This window comes from Caproicibacter fermentans, from assembly GCF_009746625.1.
Lineage (GTDB): Bacteria > Bacillota > Clostridia > Oscillospirales > Acutalibacteraceae > Caproicibacter > Caproicibacter fermentans.
In genome coordinates, this window is record NZ_VWXL01000026.1 from 25,477 (window position 1) to 44,211 (window position 18,735).

Annotated in this window: 21 protein-coding genes; all 21 read right to left on the reverse strand. The window is 53.4% G+C overall.

Annotation, left to right across the window (positions count from 1 at the left end; all coding sequences use genetic code 11):
• Window positions 1–27 precede the first annotated feature (27 nt).
• Window positions 28–312 carry a co-chaperone GroES gene (locus CAFE_RS05110; RefSeq protein ID WP_066642377.1) on the reverse strand — a complete coding sequence of 95 codons (285 nt, stop codon included), beginning with the start codon at window positions 310–312 and terminating at the stop codon, window positions 28–30.
• Between the two features lie 122 nt (window positions 313–434).
• On the reverse strand, window positions 435–1,364 hold the full coding sequence (locus tag CAFE_RS05115; RefSeq protein WP_066642379.1) for a diacylglycerol/lipid kinase family protein: 930 nt from the start codon (window positions 1,362–1,364) through the stop codon (window positions 435–437).
• The gene (locus CAFE_RS05120; RefSeq protein ID WP_166525071.1) at window positions 1,364–1,756 is read right to left on the reverse strand and encodes a DUF6483 family protein; all 393 of its coding nucleotides are present in this window, start codon (window positions 1,754–1,756) and stop codon (window positions 1,364–1,366) included. The genes CAFE_RS05115 and CAFE_RS05120 overlap by 1 nt, the downstream gene beginning before the upstream one ends.
• 33 nt (window positions 1,757–1,789) lie before the next feature.
• Window positions 1,790–2,911, reverse strand: a complete 1,122-nt coding sequence (locus CAFE_RS05125) for a THUMP domain-containing class I SAM-dependent RNA methyltransferase (protein ID WP_156990005.1) — start codon at window positions 2,909–2,911, stop codon at window positions 1,790–1,792.
• 75 nt (window positions 2,912–2,986) lie between these two features.
• A complete protein-coding gene (gene hpf, locus CAFE_RS05130) occupies window positions 2,987–3,517 on the reverse strand; it encodes a ribosome hibernation-promoting factor, HPF/YfiA family (RefSeq protein ID WP_156990006.1) in 531 nt (176 codons plus the stop codon).
• Between the two features lie 86 nt (window positions 3,518–3,603).
• The gene (locus CAFE_RS05135) at window positions 3,604–4,446 is read right to left on the reverse strand and encodes a fumarate hydratase (RefSeq protein ID WP_066642387.1); all 843 of its coding nucleotides are present in this window, start codon (window positions 4,444–4,446) and stop codon (window positions 3,604–3,606) included.
• Window positions 4,434–5,612 carry an amidohydrolase gene (locus CAFE_RS05140; RefSeq protein ID WP_156990008.1) on the reverse strand — a complete coding sequence of 393 codons (1,179 nt, stop codon included), beginning with the start codon at window positions 5,610–5,612 and terminating at the stop codon, window positions 4,434–4,436. The genes CAFE_RS05135 and CAFE_RS05140 overlap by 13 nt, the downstream gene beginning before the upstream one ends.
• A 53-nt stretch (window positions 5,613–5,665) precedes the next feature.
• Complete coding sequence (locus CAFE_RS05145) at window positions 5,666–6,109, reverse strand: S1 RNA-binding domain-containing protein (protein WP_066642390.1); 444 nt, start codon at window positions 6,107–6,109, stop codon at window positions 5,666–5,668.
• Between the two features lie 32 nt (window positions 6,110–6,141).
• Window positions 6,142–6,444 carry an FtsB family cell division protein gene (locus tag CAFE_RS05150; RefSeq protein WP_066642392.1) on the reverse strand — a complete coding sequence of 101 codons (303 nt, stop codon included), beginning with the start codon at window positions 6,442–6,444 and terminating at the stop codon, window positions 6,142–6,144.
• Window positions 6,398–6,934 (reverse strand): spore cortex biosynthesis protein YabQ, encoded by a 537-nt coding sequence (gene yabQ / locus CAFE_RS05155; RefSeq protein ID WP_233452718.1) that lies wholly within the window; start codon window positions 6,932–6,934, stop codon window positions 6,398–6,400. The genes CAFE_RS05150 and yabQ overlap by 47 nt, the downstream gene beginning before the upstream one ends.
• A 38-nt stretch (window positions 6,935–6,972) precedes the next feature.
• On the reverse strand, window positions 6,973–7,251 hold the full coding sequence (gene yabP, locus CAFE_RS05160) for a sporulation protein YabP (RefSeq protein WP_066642396.1): 279 nt from the start codon (window positions 7,249–7,251) through the stop codon (window positions 6,973–6,975).
• A gap of 57 nt (window positions 7,252–7,308) precedes the next feature.
• Window positions 7,309–7,569, reverse strand: a complete 261-nt coding sequence (locus CAFE_RS05165) for an RNA-binding S4 domain-containing protein (protein ID WP_066642398.1) — start codon at window positions 7,567–7,569, stop codon at window positions 7,309–7,311.
• 76 nt (window positions 7,570–7,645) lie between these two features.
• Entirely contained in the window at window positions 7,646–7,921 is a 276-nt protein-coding gene (locus tag CAFE_RS05170; protein WP_066642400.1) for an HU family DNA-binding protein, read from the reverse strand.
• Between the two features lie 47 nt (window positions 7,922–7,968).
• Window positions 7,969–8,700, reverse strand: a complete 732-nt coding sequence (gene mazG, locus CAFE_RS05175) for a nucleoside triphosphate pyrophosphohydrolase (protein ID WP_156990009.1) — start codon at window positions 8,698–8,700, stop codon at window positions 7,969–7,971.
• A 47-nt stretch (window positions 8,701–8,747) separates the two neighbouring features.
• On the reverse strand, window positions 8,748–10,511 hold the full coding sequence (locus CAFE_RS05180; protein ID WP_066642410.1) for a putative polysaccharide biosynthesis protein: 1,764 nt from the start codon (window positions 10,509–10,511) through the stop codon (window positions 8,748–8,750).
• A gap of 244 nt (window positions 10,512–10,755) precedes the next feature.
• On the reverse strand, window positions 10,756–11,121 hold the full coding sequence (locus CAFE_RS05185) for a zinc ribbon domain-containing protein (protein ID WP_066642413.1): 366 nt from the start codon (window positions 11,119–11,121) through the stop codon (window positions 10,756–10,758).
• 67 nt (window positions 11,122–11,188) lie between these two features.
• Entirely contained in the window at window positions 11,189–12,145 is a 957-nt protein-coding gene (locus CAFE_RS05190; protein WP_066642416.1) for a uridine kinase family protein, read from the reverse strand.
• Window positions 12,126–13,634, reverse strand: coding sequence for a coproporphyrinogen dehydrogenase HemZ (gene hemZ / locus CAFE_RS05195; RefSeq protein WP_233452716.1), 1,509 nt, complete (start codon window positions 13,632–13,634; stop codon window positions 12,126–12,128). The genes CAFE_RS05190 and hemZ overlap by 20 nt, the downstream gene beginning before the upstream one ends.
• Window positions 13,579–14,226, reverse strand: coding sequence for an MBL fold metallo-hydrolase (locus tag CAFE_RS05200; protein WP_066642422.1), 648 nt, complete (start codon window positions 14,224–14,226; stop codon window positions 13,579–13,581). Before CAFE_RS05200 ends, hemZ begins: the two co-directional genes overlap by 56 nt.
• Before the next feature lie 30 nt (window positions 14,227–14,256).
• Window positions 14,257–16,437, reverse strand: a complete 2,181-nt coding sequence (locus CAFE_RS05205; RefSeq protein WP_066642425.1) for a RelA/SpoT family protein — start codon at window positions 16,435–16,437, stop codon at window positions 14,257–14,259.
• Window positions 16,412–18,487, reverse strand: a complete 2,076-nt coding sequence (gene recJ / locus CAFE_RS05210; protein ID WP_330593860.1) for a single-stranded-DNA-specific exonuclease RecJ — start codon at window positions 18,485–18,487, stop codon at window positions 16,412–16,414. The genes CAFE_RS05205 and recJ overlap by 26 nt, the downstream gene beginning before the upstream one ends.
• Between the last annotated feature and the right edge of the window lie 248 nt (window positions 18,488–18,735).

An 18,735-nucleotide genomic window follows, 5' to 3' on the forward strand; every position in this document is an offset into this window, starting at 1 on the left:
AATATTTTAATATTATGAAAGCTGTCCTTATTCCACAACTGCAAGAATATCGCTCTGGCGAACCAGGGTGTAATCCACGCCGTCAAGCTTCACTTCCGTGCCGGAATATTTGCTTGTGATGACACGGTCGCCCTTTTTCACATACATGGTGACTTCTTTTCCGTCAACAAGTCCGCCCGGGCCAACTTCAACAACATCGGCGATCTGCGGCTTCTCTTTTGCGGAACCGGCAAGAATGATACCGCTCTTGGTGGTTTCCTCCGCCTCTTCCATTTTGATCAGCACTCTGTCCAGTAAAGGTTTTACAGTCATAATATATCCTCCTTAATGTTTATTTTCTGTTAGCACTCATTCATCTTGAGTGCTAAGATTATTTTATCTGCTTCCCTGATAAAAATCAAGAGGTTTTTTAAGAAAAAGCAGGATTTAATAATTTATTTACAAATTCCTTCCATCATATCTTTTTGGGGAATAATAAAGCGCACTGCATGGGGAAGGACCCGGTAGCTTGCGGCTTCAACCAGCGCGACTTCCCCATCACGATTGGAGGCAGCCGGCTTTTTGGAAAAAACTTCCATCTTCATCCCGCGGCGAAACAGCAGGAATTCTTCAAATTCTTTCGCGCCGATATGGCGTCCAGCTTTATACATGCCGACCAGCATGGGTATCTTGTAAAAGGGAGGCTTTCGGATCATGACAAAATCGAGCAGACCGTCGTCGGGGATCGCCTGCGGAGCCCCGCAGTAGCCGCCGCCGTAATATCTGCCGCTGGCGGCGAGCGCGAACAAAAAGCACCCCTGAAACTCTTCGGAATCGTCAATCCGAATGCGGAGGTTGCTCCCGATCTGCCCAAAGAGCGCCTGAATCAGCCCCAAATCATACGCCGCGGAGCCGCTGACGAGCGGAACCCGCTTCAGGCGCTCCGTATTCAGCGCAACCATCGCGTCCAGCCCCACGGAGCAAACATTGATTGAAATTCCAAGTTCCGTACGGATTAGATCAACGGGGCGCGAATCACCCGCGAGCTGCTGTTCCGGTGAAAGAAAATCCCGCATAGAGCCGAAAAGTTTGATATAATCATTGCCGGATCCGCAGGGAAAAATTCCTATCTCCGCATTATTTTTTCCCGCGGCGCCCTCGGCAACTTCCCCAAGGGTCCCGTCTCCGCCGAAAGCAAAAATTCTGACCGGACCGCCCTTTTCCGCCTCCCTTGCCGCCAGTTCGGCCGCCTCTCCGGGCCGCCGGGTCAGGTAACAGGCGGGATTCAAGCCGCGTTCGATGAAAACCTTCCGGATTCCCGGCAGAATTGTTTCGGCGGCATTCCGCCTGCCTGCCGCAGGATTGACAATCATAACATACCGCATCAGTTCTCCTCCCCGTGCATGGACTGAAATAAATCAGCCAAAGGGATTCCAAACCGGCTCGCGATATCCTTCAGGCCGTCTTCAATTTCCGACCGCGAAAAATCACTGTCGCGCAGCGTTTCGCCGTCCAGCTTGTTCAGCCTGGCATAAAAATCCACGGCAAGTTCCAGATATCGCCGATCGCCCGTGTCGAGCCTTTCGAACAAAAGATCTTCCGCCTCATTGATCCGCTTCCCGCGGATCAGGTTCAGCAGCCGTTCATGCAGCCGATCCGTATCATTCCTTTCGGTTTCCGATATTTCAAAATCCGGTGTTTTCTTGTCCAGTACGGCTTCCGTAAGAAAATTAACGATACTCTCAATCTGCCGCATGACCCAGTCTTCCTGAAACAACTGACTCCCTCATTTCCGTGCTTTTTGGTGACATCATGCCTTAAAATACATGTAATACTGGCAGCGAATCATTCCGTTATAAAGCTTCCTCCGCTTATCCGCCTTTCTACCAAAGCAATCCTCGAACGTGTCGTCCGGGCTGATGATGGAATAACTCCAGAAGCGCCTCCGTTCAAAGGCCCGTCCCATCGCGCGGTAAATTTCCTGCGCCTGCTTCAAATCAAGCAGGCGCTCCCCGTAAGGAGGATTGCAGATCACGCAGCCGGACTCGCCTTCCGCGCGGAACTGCGAAATATCCCGCTTTTCCGTACGAATACGGTCGCCGACCCCCGCCTTTTTTGCGTTTTCCAGAGTGAGCGAGAGCGCTGCCGGGTCCACGTCGAACCCGAGCGCCTGAAATGAAACGTCATGCCGCTCCAGCTCGCGCGCACGCTCTCGTTCCGTTTGCCACACTCTTCCGTCAATGCCGGCAAATTCCTCCCCCACAAAGCTACGGCGTAGCCCCGGGGCAATGTTCAGCGCGTACATTGCTCCTTCAATCAGAATGGTTCCGGATCCGCAGAAAGGATCGATCAGATGGGCGTCCCTGCGGACGCGGGAAAGGGAAACCATGGCAGCGGCAAGTGTTTCCTTGATCGGAGCCACCGCGGAATTCGCGCGGTAGCCCCTTTTATGCAGGCCTTCTCCGGACGTATCGATCATCAGGCTGACCCTGTCCTTCAAAATGAGAAAACGGATCTGGTATTTTGTTCCGGTTTCTTCAAACCACGAAACAGCATACTTTTGCTTGAGACGTTCCACAACCGCCTTCTTGACGATTGACTGGCAATCCGGCACGCTTGCCAGCTGAGAGGATAAGCTGGAACCCTTCACGGGAAACGCGTCCTTTCTTCCAATCCAGCGCTCCCATGGCAGGGCCTTAACTCCCTGAAACAATTCTTCAAAACTCCGCGCGGTAAACTCGCCCATCAGAATCAGAATCCGCTCTCCGCAGCGGGCCCAAAGGTTGGCCCGCGCAAGCATTTCCTCCGAACCGGCAAAAACCACCCGGCCGTTCTGCGCTTCCACATTTTCCGCTCCCATCCGCCTGATTTCATCGGCGGCAAGGCCCTCCACGCCGAGAAGGCAGGGGCATACCAGTTTAAAATCCTCCATGATATTATCTCTCCTCAGAAAGAAAGGGCCGCGCCCGGCAGCCCTTTTTTCATAGTATTCTTTTTTTCCCCGGCGCTATTCCGCGTCCGGCGTAAGCAGTCCGTAATTGCCGTCTCTGCGTTTGTAAACAACATTGATCTGATTGTCTTCCTGATTGCGGAACATAAAAAACTGATGCTCCAGCAGATTCATCTGCAGGATGGCTTCTTCCACACTCATGGGTTTAACGCAAAAACGCTTGGTGCGGACAATTTTATATTGCTCAGATTCCTCAAGATCATCCGGAACCTGAAAATCTTCATCAAGGCCTGAAAAATGGATTCTCTTTTCAAGACGGGTCTTATTCCTGCGAATCTGGCTGGAAAGCGCGCCGATTACATCATCCAGAGCATCGTTCATTTCTTCGGCAGTCGCTTCCGCACGGTAAATCATTCCCTTGGAATGCACTGTAATCTCCACCGTCTGGCGATTTTTCAGCACCGTTACGACGACCTTCGCCTCAGCATCCTCATCGAAAATGCGGTCGAAGCGAGAGAGCTTTTTCACAGCCAGCTCTTTGAAATGATCCCGCAGGTTTACTTTTCTGCCGGTAATCGTGATCTTCATGACAACATCTCCTTAAGCGTACTTTGGAGGATTTATCCTCCGCTTATACTATAACATACGCCGAAAAAAAAAGGAATAGGAGACGCTTAAATCGTCACGCTGCCGTGCCGCGTGACATGGCAGCCGACGTTGACGGCCACAGGCAGACCCGCAATATGAGTCGGGTACCATTCAATCGCCACCGCAAGCGCGGTCGTTTTTCCGCCGAAGCCCTGCGGCCCGATTCCAAGCCCGTTGACCCTTTCCAGCATTTTCTGCTCCAGGCCGGCGTAAAACGGGTCCGGGTTAGGCTGAGAAACCGGACGGCAGAGCGCTTTTTTCGCCAACAGCGCGCATTGTTCAAAATCGCCGCCGATGCCAACCCCTAGCACCATCGGCGGGCAGGGGTTGCTCCCCGCGGTCCTTGCGGTTTCGGCAACATAATTCACAAGATCGTCCTCTGAAGCAGACGGAGTAAACATCCGGATCCGGCTCATATTTTCGCTTCCGAAGCCCTTCGGCGCCACCAAAAGCCTTATTTTGTCACCCGGAACAATCCGCGTATGCAAAATGGCCGGCGTATTGTCTCCCGTATTGACGCGCCGCAGCGGATCGGCAACCATGGAGCAGCGAAGGAGCCCGTCCAGATAACCGCGTCGAACGCCCTCGTTGACCGCGTCTTCAAACGCGCCGCCGGTCAGGTGAACCTCCTGGCCGATTTCCGCAAAGACAACGGCGGCTCCGGTATCCTGGCAGATCGGCAGATTCAATTTACGCGCGGCCTGCAGATTGGCGCAAAGGTCCTCCAGAATCGGCTTTCCCGTCCCGGAGGTTTCCTCCTTTGCGGCGCAGGCGATGCAGTTTTCCAGGTCCTCCGGCAAAACGCGGTTGGCTTGTACACAAAGCCGGGCGATTTCTTCCGAAATTCTTTGAACCCCTATTTCGCGCACAGAGCATCGCCCCCAAAAACGACTTGACCGCCGGCAATCACGCAAAGCGGTTTGGATTCGAGACGGAGCGGGTCCGTATCAAACACCGTCAGGTCAGCGTCCTTGCCCTCTTCAATCGTTCCGACCCGGCTGTCGATGCCGCAGATTCTCGCGGGATTCACGGTAATGGCCGAGAGCGCCTCCGATGGGTCCATTCCCTCCCTGACGGCCAGCGCGGCGCAGAGCGGAAGGTACTGGATCGGCGTAACCGGATGATCCGTGATAATCGCGGTTAAAATCCCTTTCTTTGCCAGCATGCCCGGAGACGCCGGGGTAAGATTTTTCAGCTCCGGTTTGCTGCGATCGCAGAGAATCGGGCCGGACAAAACCCGCACATGATCCTGGCGAAGACCGTCAGCGATCAAATACCCTTCCGTTCCGTGAACAACCACATAATTGAGGTTGAACTCTTTTCCGATTCGAATTGCCGTATAGATATCGTCGGCGCGGTGCGCATGGAAATGAACCTCAATCTCCCGACGCAGGGCGGGCAGAAGAGCTTCGCATTTCATGTCGAAATCCGGCGGATCGGTTTCCTCGTCCGTTTCAGACCGTTCCAGGTCTTCCAGATACCGCCTGGCCTTGAACAGCTCCGAACGAATCAGCGACGCCGTCGCCATGCGTGTGGACGGGGTTTCGTTTTTCCCATGATAAACGGTTTTCGGGTTTTCACCCAGCGCCATTTTGATTGCAAGCGGCGCCTTTACAATCATATCGTCGATTCTCGTGCCGAATGTTTTGACTGCCGCCAGCTGACCGCCGATCGGGTCTGCGCTGCCGGGGCCGGTCACCACCGTCGTAACTCCCGCGGCCAGTGCTTCTGAAAAGCAGCGGTCCATCGGATTAATCGCATCAACGGCCCGCAGCTGCGGAGAAACCGGATCGGTCTCCTCGTTTCCGTCGTCGCCCTCGAAGGTAAGGCCGTCTTCCCACATGCCAAGGTGCGTGTGGGCGTCGATGAAGCCGGGATACAGCCCCGCCCCATGCAGGTCGAGGACTGTTTCATCAGGCAGCTGCGGCAGCTTTCCGGAAGATACCGTTTTGATTTTACCCTCCCGCACTCTCACAGAGCCTTCTGGAATTGCCGCCCCCGCCATGGTATGGATTTTCGCATTGTAAATAAGCATAACAGCCTCCAATAAAAAAGCGGAGTGCGAACACTCCGCAGAATTCCGTATTCTTATTTTGCCTGATTGGACCCGCCGTGCCTGGAAAATCCGCCACGTTTGGATTCCATGCACCGTTTCAAATCCAGCATTTTTTCGTCGCTGGTCTGTTTGAATTTAGACAGCATGTCTTCAAAACTGGAGGGCTCATTTTTTCTGCTTGGCTGCCATTCGTAGCTGCCTGGTCTGGATGGCCTCGCCGCGCCGCCGCCGGGACGGACTTGCTCCACGGCTTTTTTCATGGAAAGGCTGATTTTCCCTTCAGGAGTAATATTCAGGATTTTAACTTTGACCATCTGATTTTCCGACACAAAGTCGCGGATCTCCTTAACAAAGGTGGGTGCGACCTCCGAAATATGAACCATCCCGGTTTTGCCCCCCGGAAGTTCCACAAACGCGCCGAATTTCGTGATGCCCGTAACTTTCCCTTCCAGAACCGTTCCTACCTCAAGCTGCATATGTAAGTGTTTTCCTCCTTAAACAGAGCTGTTTAATGTCCGGCTATATTAACAAAAACACGCTCGCCCGGCTTGGCGTAATTAAGCTCTTCTCTCGCTTTGCGCTCCATATAATCGCGCTCATCGTCCGCCCCGGTACTGAAAGCCTGTTTCAGATCATCATTTTTAATTTCCTGAATCTGAATCTGTTGTTTTGCCGCCGTAAGTTCCTGCCGCTTCCCTTGTATTTCGATCTGCTGATTCACCAGGGCAACAAGCATATATGCCCCGAAAATAAAGACAGCCAGCCTAAGCAGAAAACTTTTTTTTTGTTTTTGATTTTCGAGTACCTTCATTTCTCTGCACGACCTTACGTTTTTGCCTGCTGCGACGCAACCCGTTACGACGATTATACACTATTCCCGCCCTCTGTTTCAAGCGTTTTTTCCAATCCCGTCCCTTTTTTTTCAAGAGATTTACTGCAATCTTTACTTTTTTGCCAAACCACCCGGAAACACGTTTCAGCAGTCTGCCCACCGGATCAAAAAAACAGCGGTACAAAAATCCGGAAATCGCGCGGAAGAGATATGCCGTAACCTGTCCGACGGTAAAATAATAAACAAACCAGCCGACGGCTTCCCCCGCCAGAAGATAGATTCGTACCGCGCCGCCGCCAAGAGGAAGTGCCAGCAAAAATGAGAAGAACGCGCAAAATACCATGTAGAAAAAATCCTGAAAAAAGACCGCGCGCTTTTGGGAATGAAAAAAGTCCCGCCAGATTCTCAGCACGTCATAAATCGCGCCAAGGAGAAAGCCGGCGGCAACGGACGCTGAAAAGCCGAACATCTGAAAGGAAAGAGGTGTTACCAACGCGACTCACGCCCCTATTTGAACAAACGGGTGAAAAAGCCGCCCGTCGTCGCCCGGTTGTCCGTATAAGACATGGATGTGATTTCTCCGTCAAGCGTCAGCTCTCCGGAATCAATATTCAGTTTATCAATATGAAGGTTCACCCCGTGGATGACCAGTTCTCCCAAATCGGTGTAGGCCACCACCGTCTGTTCGTCAAAGCTGTCGACATTGGACACGCCCGTCGCGGTCAGTGTCCGACGATTTTCCAGGATCAGGCTGTGCGGCGTTTTCACCGTTTTCTGTTCGGCCAAAGTTATCCCTCCCGCTTCGTACTGTTTCATTTGTATGCGAAAGCGGTTGGACATATACTAATGCTCCGCGGGGCCCTCCGAAAGAATTTGGTACAGGTCGGATGCCTGTCCCTTTCCGACGGTCTCGCTGATACTGAGGACCTTTGCCCTGATGCTGCGGGATCCCAACCCGATTTCGATCAGATCGCCGACCTTGACTTCATAAGAAGCGCGCGCCGGTTTCGAATTAACAAGGACGCGGCCAGCGTCACACGCTTCGTTCGCAATGGTCCGGCGTTTGATTAGTCTTGACACTTTTAAATATTTGTCGAGTCTCATTGTTCCCCTTCCGATAAATCAACGGGGCTGTAACAGAAACCTTCTGCTACAGTCCCGAATGAAATACTAATTTATTTTAGATGGAGGTTGAATCCTTAAATGCCTTGCCCGCCTTAAACGCCGGGACTCTTGACGCGGGAATCGTGATGGGAGAATTTGTTCTGGGGTCGCGGCCCTGGCGCTCGCTGCGGCTGCGAAGCTCAAATGTTCCAAAGCCCACGATCTGGACCTTTTCGTCTTTGGCTACCGTATCAACAATGGTGCTGAGCATTACATTTACGGCATTGTCGGCATCCTTTTTCGAAAGCCCGGCCTTTTCAGCAACAGCAGAGATTAATTCAGTTTTATTCATATTATTGACCTCCGTTTTTTATTATTCAACAGCAATCGCTGAGAATTTCAATCAATTCCTGTCGGCGGATTGTTTTCCCGTTCTTCAAACTTCTCGATAAACCGGTCGCAGGCTTCTGATAAAGCCTGTTCGGCTTCCAACTCCAGAATACCCGAAAACTCTGCTATGGAGAGCAGAAGCCGGCCCAGTTTTTCCATTTGCTCCTCTTTTTGTCCGGTTTCAGCGGAAAGAGCCGCCTGCTTCGCGTTTTCCCGCAGGGTCTCCAACGCATTTGCAAGGCTTTGCGGTTTGCCTTCCGCTTTCGCAGCCTTTCTGCAAACCTTCTGAGCGCGCATCAGTGCGGGAAGGGCCTTGGAAACGCCCCTGAGCACCTGCGTCTCGGTACTGCGGCCTTTTTCTTCTTTCTTGATTGCCTCCCAGTTTAACAGAACCTCTTCACTGTTTTGAGCGGTTCCGTTCCCGAAAACGTGGGGATGACGGAGAATAAGTTTCTTGACAATTCCGTCGACAACATCCGAAAAGGAGAAGCCGCCGTTTTCCTCTTCCATTCTGGAATGAAAAACAACCTGAAGAAGCACGTCCCCCAATTCTTCCTGAAGAAGTACCTTATCATCCGTGTCGATCGCTTCCGCAGCTTCGTAGGCTTCTTCCAGAAGATTGTTCCGGATGCTTTGATGGGTCTGTTCACGATCCCACGGACATCCCCCCGGGGACCGAAGAATTTCCATAATATCCAACAGGTCGCCTATAGTATATGTTTCTTTAAGTTGAAAATACAATTCTTTCTATCTCCTGCTCTGTCATACTCTGGAAACCCGCTTTTATTCTACCTTATCCAATGACGTTTTTCAAGTATTTTCACAATTTTTTGTCCCTTTGGCAGCATTATAATATCCTGCCGGTTCAGCGCGCGGAACCAAAGGATCAGGAAAAGATAAAGAAACGCGGCGGTCAGGATTGCAAGGATGGTTGCGAAGTCCGCGGAAATGATCTTCGCCGCGAATTTCTGAAGTGCCCAGGCGGCCCCGACGCTGATGGCGGACGCCAGCAGCGGCTTGACAAAAATCGCAAACAGATTCGGCATTACCTTTGTTTCCCGAATCAGAAAATACAGGGCAAGGAAGGTGATCAGAAAATAGCAGACCAGGGTGCCGGTACCGGCGCCCATGACATTGATTTCGGGAATTCCGACCAGAGTATAGTTCAGGACAATTTTAATCACCAGCCCGACAACCAGCAGTTTTACCGGAAGATCAACCCGGCCGATTGCCTGCAGCATACTGTTGATCGGGGTGCTGATGGAAGCAAAAATCGCGGCGAGTCCAAGGACAATCAGAATTTTACCCGTAATCTCCGGCGCGTTCTGTGCCCGGAACATCAGTCGGGCAATCGGCGTGGAGAGCATCGAGAGCCCGATGCCGGCCGGAAACGCAATCAGCGTCACCATGCGCAGAACGGATTCAACGCTGTGTTTGATCCGTTTCGGGTCTCCCTGCGTCCAGGCAGCCGTTACGTTGGGCAGCGCGCTGACTCCAAGCGCCTGTGTAATTCCGGGCACCAGCATGAACAGAAGCGTCGCATTGCTGAAACAGCCGAACAAAAAAGACGGAACCAGATTCAGCTGGATATCCGACTGAGGGATAATTCCCCGGTACATGTTGAGCAGAACATCCGGGCTGCTGTCCATAATATCCTTGATTCTCATCTGCAGGAACGTGCTGTCCACCAAGGTGGAGAGGTTCACCGCGAGAGAGCCGAGAGCAACCGGAATCGCCGTGCGGATCAGCTGAGAGGAAGTCACCCGCATCGGCCTTGGCCTTGGGGAGTGCATCAGCATCTCGCGGGAAATGCCGTCTCCGTTGATGCGGTGATAGGACCAGAGAAACAGAAAACCGATCATTCCGCCGAGCGTAACGCCGAAAATCGCGCCCGCGGCGGCATACGGCAGCGTGGCGAGCTTCGCGTATTCTTCCGATTTGACCGCGGCGCCGAACACCGTTCCGGCCGCGGCGTACTCCCGCATCCCTTTCCAGACGATGAAGGCTGCGGCGGAAAGCCCGAAAATCAGCTTGCACAGCGCCTCGATGACCTCAGAAATGGCGGTCGGGTACATGTTGCGAAGACCCTCGTAGTACCCGCGGTAAATCGACATCATGCTGGTAAAGAAAACCGCGGGCGCCAGCACATAGATCGCCGGCAGTGCGTTGTCCGGATTTCCGCTGAGCACAAAGTTGGCGTAGGGTCTCGCGCCGAAGAACATGATGGAAAACGACAAAAGTCCGAGAACCAGAAAAATGCGAATGGACGCCCGATGAATCTGCCGCACGTCGCGGAACCGCCCGCGCACCGTGTTTTCCGAAACAAGCCGTGAAATCGCGATCGGGAAGCCCGCCGTTGCCAGGCTGTATAGCGGAGCGTAAAGAGAATAGGCGTTGGAAAAATAGCCGTTTCCGGTCGGGGTGAGAATCCAGGTCAAAGGGAGCTTAAACAACGCGCCGATGATCCGCTCGATGGCCATCGCCACCATCAGGATCAGGGCTCCGTGAAGAAAACTCTGCCGCTTAACAGCGGAGGCTCTCCTATGTTCCATTGCAACACATCCGTTTCCAAGATCGGTCACTTACTTAACAAACAAATAAACTATAAGATATTATACTGCGGGTTTCAAGAGCCTATGAAAATAAAAAAAGAGGGTTTAGCACCCTCCGGCCCGAACTGGTCGGCCAACCGCCGCAAAAGGCAGCCGAACCCGGGTCCTTTAAAGCATCGCAGGGAAAGGAGCTGCCGTTTTCATTCAGCGGCAGCTCAAATATTTCCCTCTTCTGTTGCTAAGTTTAATCGTTTGACAGCTTATGGCCGCATTTGCTGCAATAAACCGAGCCCTGAGTGTTTTCCTGCCCGCAGTTTTTACAGACCAGTTTCGCACGCGCCGCAGACAGTTGGTCATTGACTGCGTCCAGCTGCTCGTAAAGATCGTCGATCGCCGTGACGCTCTCGGCAATTAAATCGGACGTATCATTGCCGGTTTTCTTTGCTTCGTAAACCGTGCGGCCGATTGCCTCAAACCTTTTGGAAATCTCATTATTTAAATCTGCCGCGCTGATTCTCAGCTTGGAAACATCGACAATCTGACTCGCCTTTTTCCCAACGACGTTTACTGCCGTTCTGGCATTGACTACGACATCTTCAAACAGTCCCATAACAGCACACCTCTTTTTCATTTGTTATATTATACCACCGGATGGATTGCAAATGCAACCATGCACACTAATAAATACCGCCGCCGATAAATTCCCGCAGGATCGAATCTTTGGGCACAAGACAGCTGTCGACCGGTTCAAACCGCTCCAGCGCGTTCAGCAGCGTTTGCGCGGTCTGACAGCCGGGGTCCTCCCCCGGTACGGTATGTAGGAGGGCGACGGCCTGGTCTTTCAGCACGCACGGTTCGTGCGCATGGTAGGAATTAATTGTGTAATCGGCGGAAGCACGGAACGGTTTGATGTATTTGCGCTCCCCGTTCATTACGTTGTCCCACATGCCGAGTGTCATCCATGGCGGTGCATTGCGGAAGTTGCGGTCCCGAACGATCCTGCGCACAAGGCGCATTTCATTCGGCCCGAGCAGCTCGCCTCCGTCGTCGCGGATACCCTGTTTCACACTGATATAAATTCTCCTGATATGTTCGGACGGCAGACCGCCGAGCAGGACGGGATTCAGCGCGTGTATTCCCTCCACGATTGCGATTTCGCGGTTTTCCAGCACGACCTGACGACGATGCGGGTACGGCAGATGAATGGAAAAATCAAAGACCGGCATATTGCAGCGCCCGTTTGTAATCAGTTCCCCAAGACATTGCATAATTTCCGGAACATTCAGCGCTTCCACGCTTTCGTAGTCATGGCTTCCGTCCGGCAGCACCGGCGCCTGATGCTCCCCTCGGTAAAAGTCGTCCAGGGAGATGATTTCCGCGCCCGTGCCCTTTTCCCGGAGTATTTCCGCCAGCCGGTGCGCGGTTGTCGTTTTGCCGCTCGCGGACGGTCCAGCCAGCATGACCAGCCGGCACGGCGGATCTTCGTTCACAAGACTGTCGGCGATTTTAATCAGGCTGTCCTGATACGCCTTTTCAGCCGCGGCTACAAACGCCGAAGGATCATGCCTAACCGCCTGATTAATCTGCAGGACGCTGTTCTGATACTCGATAAAATCAGTCCGCAAGGCCGTCATAAAATTCCTTCACCCTATCTTTCCTTGTCATCATTTCCGAAAAACGGCTGATATATTCATAAGGATATTTGAAGTTAAAGATTCTCTCCAGGCGATCCGACAACGGGTCAAACAGTTTGGAAACCGCGCCCGCTCCACAGGCCAGAATCGTTTCTTTCTCTTCCATGATGAAAACGTTGTAGTATCCTTCAAACCCCGTCTTTGACCAGCCGGTGTTTTCAAGATTGCCCACCATGCGGCTCTGCCGATAAAGATAATACGGCAGATAGCCGCTTTTCAGCAGGGCCGAATCCGCATAAGTCAGCATGTTCTGGGCAGTCTTTGCATCGCCGCTGTAAGGCCCGGACGGATCCAGCGACAGCTTTGCCGCGCGTTTCAGGGCAAGCGTGTGCACTGTAATATTCTCCGGGCCTAATTTCACGACGCCGTCCAGAGTTTTTCGAAAGCTTTCCGCGCTGTCCTTCGGCAGCCCCGCGATCAAATCCATATTGATATTGCCGAACCCGCATTTTCTGGCGAGCGCGTAAGCATCATACGTTTGCTCCGTCGTGTGCGCCCGGCCGATTGCCCGAAGCACCTCGTCGTTCAGCGTCTGAGGGTTGATGCTGATCCGGGTCGTTCCGCTTTCCAGAAGCGCACGGAGCTTTTCTTCCGTCACAGTGTCCGGCCGGCCGGCTTCCACCGTGAATTCCCTGCAACGGGAAAGGTCAAAACTGTCTCCGACCGTATCCAGCACCAGCCGAAGCTGTTCGGCGGACAGGGTTGTCGGCGTCCCCCCGCCCACATAGACGGAATGGCAAATCAGTCCCAGTTCAGCTGCCAATTCCGCCGTGCGTCGCAGCTCCTCGCATAAAAGCTTCACATAATCCGGGACAAGACGGAACGCCTTTTCCACCGTAGTTGATACAAAAGAACAGTACGCGCATCGTGTGGGGCAAAACGGAACCGAAATATACAGGCTGAAAGAGCGGGGGCTCGGGATGGAAAGGATTTCCTTCTGGTTTTGGCTCGTCATACGGCACAATTCCGCTTTCTCGTGCGAAACCAGCAGTTTTCTCTCAAAATACCCGACGGCATTCTCTTCTCCCACGCTTTCGGCAAGGCGGGCAAAAAGCTTGACCGGCCTGACTCCGGTCAGGATTCCCCACCGGGGGCGAAAACCGCAGGCGGACGACAGCAGTCGGTACAGCAGCACTCCCAAGCACCGTCCCACTTCACGAGGATCGGACGCTTCTTTTGCGGAAAGCATCTCCTCGGCTTCCCGTTCGGACCCGTTCAGCTTCGTCCGCACCCTGATCCGCAGCCCTTCGGCGCAAGGCTCGGCGCCGGTATACACATCCGTTCCGTCACCCGGTTTTACTGCGGAGATAATCTTCTGATCCGGGAAAAAAACGCGGCACAGGTTTTCCATCTCATATTGAAATTCGTGTCCGTCAATACAAAGGGTCATGCGCGTCCATCCCCAGAAAAGAATTGTTTTTTCGTTCATATTCCAGCGTGCTTTCCGGACCGTGGCCGGGGTAAACATGAAAATCCCCCGGCAATTTGGCAAGCTTGCGGAGAGAATCCATCATCTGATGGTAGCTGCCGGTCGGAAAATCCGTCCTGCCGCAGCTCAGCTTCATCAGTGTATCGCCGGTAAAAAGAGCGTCTTCCACAAGGAAGCAGCACCCGCCCGTGGTGTGGCCGGGCGTGTGAATCACTCGGATTTTCAGTTCCCCAAGTTCAATCTCGTCCCCATCGCCCATCGGATAATCGACTCGGAACTGCTGAACCTGCGCACCGTAAAAAATTCCCGATGCGTTCAGCGAAGGATCGGAAACAAACATGAGTTCATCCGAATGCAGATACACCTTCGCTCCGGTTAATTCCTTTACCTTTGCAACACCGGTGATGTGGTCAAAGTGTGCATGCGTCAGCAAAATGGCCTGAACTTTGTCCTGTCCTGCCGCAAGAACGCTTTCGGTCAGGTCCTCGCTTTCAAATCCGGGGTCGATCACGGCGGTCAGTCCCGTTCGGTTGTCCGTGAGCAAATAGCAGTTTGTCGGAAGAGGCCCACCGGTAATTCTGGTTACTTTCATTGTATTCCTCCTTGTGGGAAAACGGTCCGGCTACGGACGGCGTACGGTTAAGACTCCTTTTATTTTGGAAAGGCGGTCGATGATATTCCTCAACTGATCCAGCCCGTTGATGGTAATGGTCGCGGAAATGACGGCCTTGCTGTCTTTTAATTCACGGGAATTCAGCGAATGGATGAAAAGGTGCATATTGAACAGCTGCTGCGTAATATCAACCAGCAGCCCGGAGCGGTCCTCCGCCGTTATTTCAAGGGTGGATTTGAATTCTTCCTTTACCTCGCCCGCCCAGTGGACACGAACCCACCGTTCCGGCTCAACCGCCTCGGTCAGGTCCCTCGGCACATTGGAGCAGCTCCGCTTATGAACGGAAACCCCGAACCCCCGGGTGATAAAACCGATGATTTCGTCCCCGGGCAGGGGATTGCAGCAGCGGGAAATCTTAATCAGGCAGTTGTCCATTCCCTCCACAATAATGCCCGCGTTCGCATGGCTGACGGGCCTTTGGGGCTTTTCGGCAACAGGAGCGACCGGCACAGAAGCCTGCCGTTCTTTCTGGGAGGTCTCCCGCAGCTTTGGAAGGATCTTCCAGATCTGCACTCCCCCGTAACCGATGGCGGCATAAACATCCTCCACTGAATGACAGTTGTGCCGGGGACCGATCTTTTCCAGAACATTTGCAAGCTCTTCCTCGGACAGAACAATATTGTTCCGTCTCAGTTCCCGGTCCAGCTCTGATTTACCTTCCGCAATATTTTCATCCCGTCTTTCATGCTTGAACCATGTGCGGATTTTATTGCGCGCCTCGCTGGTCTGAACAATCTTCAGCCAGTCTCGGCTCGGCCCGTGCGCTTCCTTGCTGGTCAGGACCTCGATGATTTCACCCGTTTTTACCCGGTAATCAATCGGAACGATCCTCTTGTCGACTTTGGCGCCCGTCATGCGGTTTCCGACGGCGCTGTGAATCGCATAGGCAAAATCAATGACGGTTGCGCCGGCCGGAAGGCTGATCACGTCGCCGCGCGGCGTGAAGACAAACACCTCCTCCGGAACCAGGTCGGATTTGATCATCCGCACCAGATCGGTCGCGTCTTCGCTGTCCTTTTCGTTATCCAGCATCTGGCGAATCCACGAAAGGCGCTTTTCAAACTGATCCTGCCCTTTGGCGGAAAGCCCCAGCTTATACTTCCAGTGCGCCGCAATCCCGTATTCCGCAGTATGGTGCATTTCCCAGGTGCGGATCTGCACTTCAAACGGAATTCCTTCCGAGCCGATGACGGTCGTGTGCAGGGACTGGTACATATTTGGTTTCGGCGTCGAAATGTAATCCTTAAACCGGTTCGGAATCGGGCGGAACATATCGTGAATAACGCCAAGCACGTTATAGCAGTCGTTAACCGTGTCGACAATGACCCGAACCGCGTAAATGTCATAAATTTCATCCATGGTTTTCCCCTGGACAAACATTTTGCGGTAAATGCCGTTGATGCTTTTTACACGGCCTTCCAGATACACATTCGGAATGATGGTGGATACGCGCTCGAAAATCTTTTTCTTTGTCGATTCAATAAACTTAGTCCGTTCGCCGGAGCGCAGTTCCAATCCGCTTTCAATTTCCTGATAAGCCATCGGATCCAGAATCCGCAGCGAAAGGTCTTCCAGTTCTTCCTTCATTGCCCGGATTCCAAGACGGTGCGCGATCGGGGCGTAGACCTCCATATTTTCGAGAGCCTTGTCCCGCTGTTTCTGCGGCGGCATAAACTCAATGGTTCTCATATTGTGCAGCCGGTCCGCAAGCTTGACGATGATGACGCGGATATCCTCGCTCATCGCAATCAGCATCTTGCGCAGATTTTCGGCCTGCTGCACTTCGCGGGAGGAATATGGAATGCGCCCCAGCTTTGTCACGCCGTCCGTCAGCCCGGCAATTTCAGCTCCGAAATCCTTTTTGATCTGGTCCAGGCTGATGGGAGTGTCTTCCACAACATCGTGAAGCAGTCCCGCCGCGACGGATTCCGAATCCATGCCAAGTTCAACCAGGATGCAGGCCACCGCGACCGGGTGGGAAATATACGGTGATCCGGAGAGACGCTTCTGGTCCCTGTGTGAGCTTTCCGCCAGCCAATACGCGCGGGTAATGACATCCAGATTATACTCGCGCTCGCTCGCACGAATCAGAGACAACAAATCGTCAAAGGTCTTCAGCGGCCATGCCATCCTGCTCACCTGCCTTTTCAAATAACTCCAGAGAACGAATGATTTCAGAATCCTTCAGATTGATTTTTCCGTTCTGCGGGATCAGCTTAACCCGGTATGTATCGGCGTCTCTTTCCAGACGAATTAATCCCCGTTCCGCAAAAACATCCAGCGCCGTCAACAGCTTTTCCATGCCCGGCGCCGACCCGGGAATGCGGGGAAGCAAAAGCTCCGGCGTACCGGAATACCCGTTTTCTCCCCTCAGCGCCCGGTAAATGCTCGCAAACTCCTCGCGTTTCGGTTTCATCCGGGCGGCTTCCTTCGAGGAAAGCGGCTCGCCCCGGCGGAACTGATCGTAAAGGCTCCGGCCCAAAATCACTCCGTCCATGTCCATGCCCGAAAGCTTCATGTCGCGGATGACAATCGACAAGAGAGTTCTGCCCGCGTATTCCCGTTCCTGAAGGGTAACAGCCAGATCGACCCTGTCGCCGCAGCGATAACTGAATTCCTCCAGAGTCGTTCGGAATCTCATACAGCGAACCGTGCGGGAATCCCCGCTGACACTGACTCGCAGATGCTTGCCTCCGCCGACCGGTGTAATATCGGTGATTGTCACACCTTTCAGTCCGAATACCGGTTCCGGGTTCCCGGTTCCGAACGGTTCAAGATACCGCATGGCCTGCGTGATTTCCAGCGACAGCTCCCTCGGCGTCAGCAGGCAGTCGATGGAGAGTACCGGCGCCGGCATCGGCTGCCCGAGTCCTGCCGCGAATGCGTTGATACGGGCGCGGAATTCGCCGATTTGACCCGGCGGCAGGGAAAGCCCCGCAGCCATCGGATGGCCGCCGAACCGTGTCAGAAGATCGCGGCAGGAATACACGGCGTCAAACAGGGAAAAGCCTTCCACGCTTCTGCCGGAGCCGCGCGCCTCGTTTTTCGAACGCGAAATAACAATGCACGGTTTCCCGAAACGGTCCACAATCCTTGCCGCTACGATTCCGATCACGCCATGGTGCCAGTCTTCCCCGTCCACCACGAGAACGCGGTCGTAAAGCAGAGCCGGTTCCCGGCGGAAGCATTCCTCTACTTTTTCCAGAATTTCGTTTTCAACGTCGCGCCGATAATTGTTGTCTTCACTGATTTTGCCGGCAAGGAACGCCGCCTCCTCCTGAGATTCCGAAATCAGAAGACGGACGGCCTGATCCGGAGACTCCATCCGCCCCGCCGCGTTAATGCGCGGAACCAGAATAAAAGCAACCTGTCCGGCGGAAAGCTCCCTGTTTTCCAAGCCGGTCTGCTCCAGCAAAGCCCTGAGGCCGGGGCGATCCGTTCTGGGCAGGTAACTCAGCCCCGTTGAGACAAGCGCCCTGTTTTCCCCCGTCAGCGGAACAATGTCCCCGATGGTTCCGATCGCGATAAGATCGCCGTAATTTTCAAGCAGCGATTCCAGATCGCCATCCGGACCCTCCAAGGCCTGAATCAGTTTAAACGCGACGCCGACTCCCGCAAAAGCGTGGTAAGGCGCGCCGCTGTCCGCGCGGCAGGCATCCACCACCGCGCAGGCGGGAGGTAAAACCTCCCGCGGGTGATGGTGGTCCGTAACAACCGTATCGATTCCAAGACTGTTCGCATAGGCGATTTCATCCACACTGGAAATGCCGTTGTCCACGGTGACAATCAGATCGACTCCCTGCTCGTGCAGCGTGTCGACCGCCCCCATATTCAGTCCGTAGCCCTCTCCTTCCCGCTCCGGAATGTAATAGATCACATTCCCCCCGCAGGATTCCAGGTAAGAGTACAGCATCGCAGTGGCGGTAACGCCGTCCGCGTCGTAATCGCCGTAAACGGCGATCTTCTGAAAGCCGTCCAAAGCGCTGGTGATCCGTTCCGCCGCCTTCTCCATATCCGGCAGCAAAAAGGGGTCGGAAAAGGATACGCCGGAAGGCTTCCGGAATTCATTCGTCATGCCCCGCGCCGCCAGAAGTGCGGCGACGGAACGCGGTATTTTCATCTCTTCTGCAATTTGGGAAGCGGCGGACTCGTCGCAGCGACGAATCCGCCATTTTTTCACACTCAATCGCCACACCTGCCCCATATCTGATTATTTTAGCATTCCGAAAGCATTTATTCAACTTTTTCTTTCCGGCAAGTTTGGAAACGCCGGTCACGGCAGTCAGAAGATAAAAAAGAAGAGGGGCCGTTGCAAAACGGCACGAAAAAAAAGTCGGAGCAACCATACGAAAAGGTATTGGCAGCTCCGGCTTTTTGCTTTAAAATTTAGTTGTGAAAAAAAATAAAAAGCTCTTAGAGCATAACAGA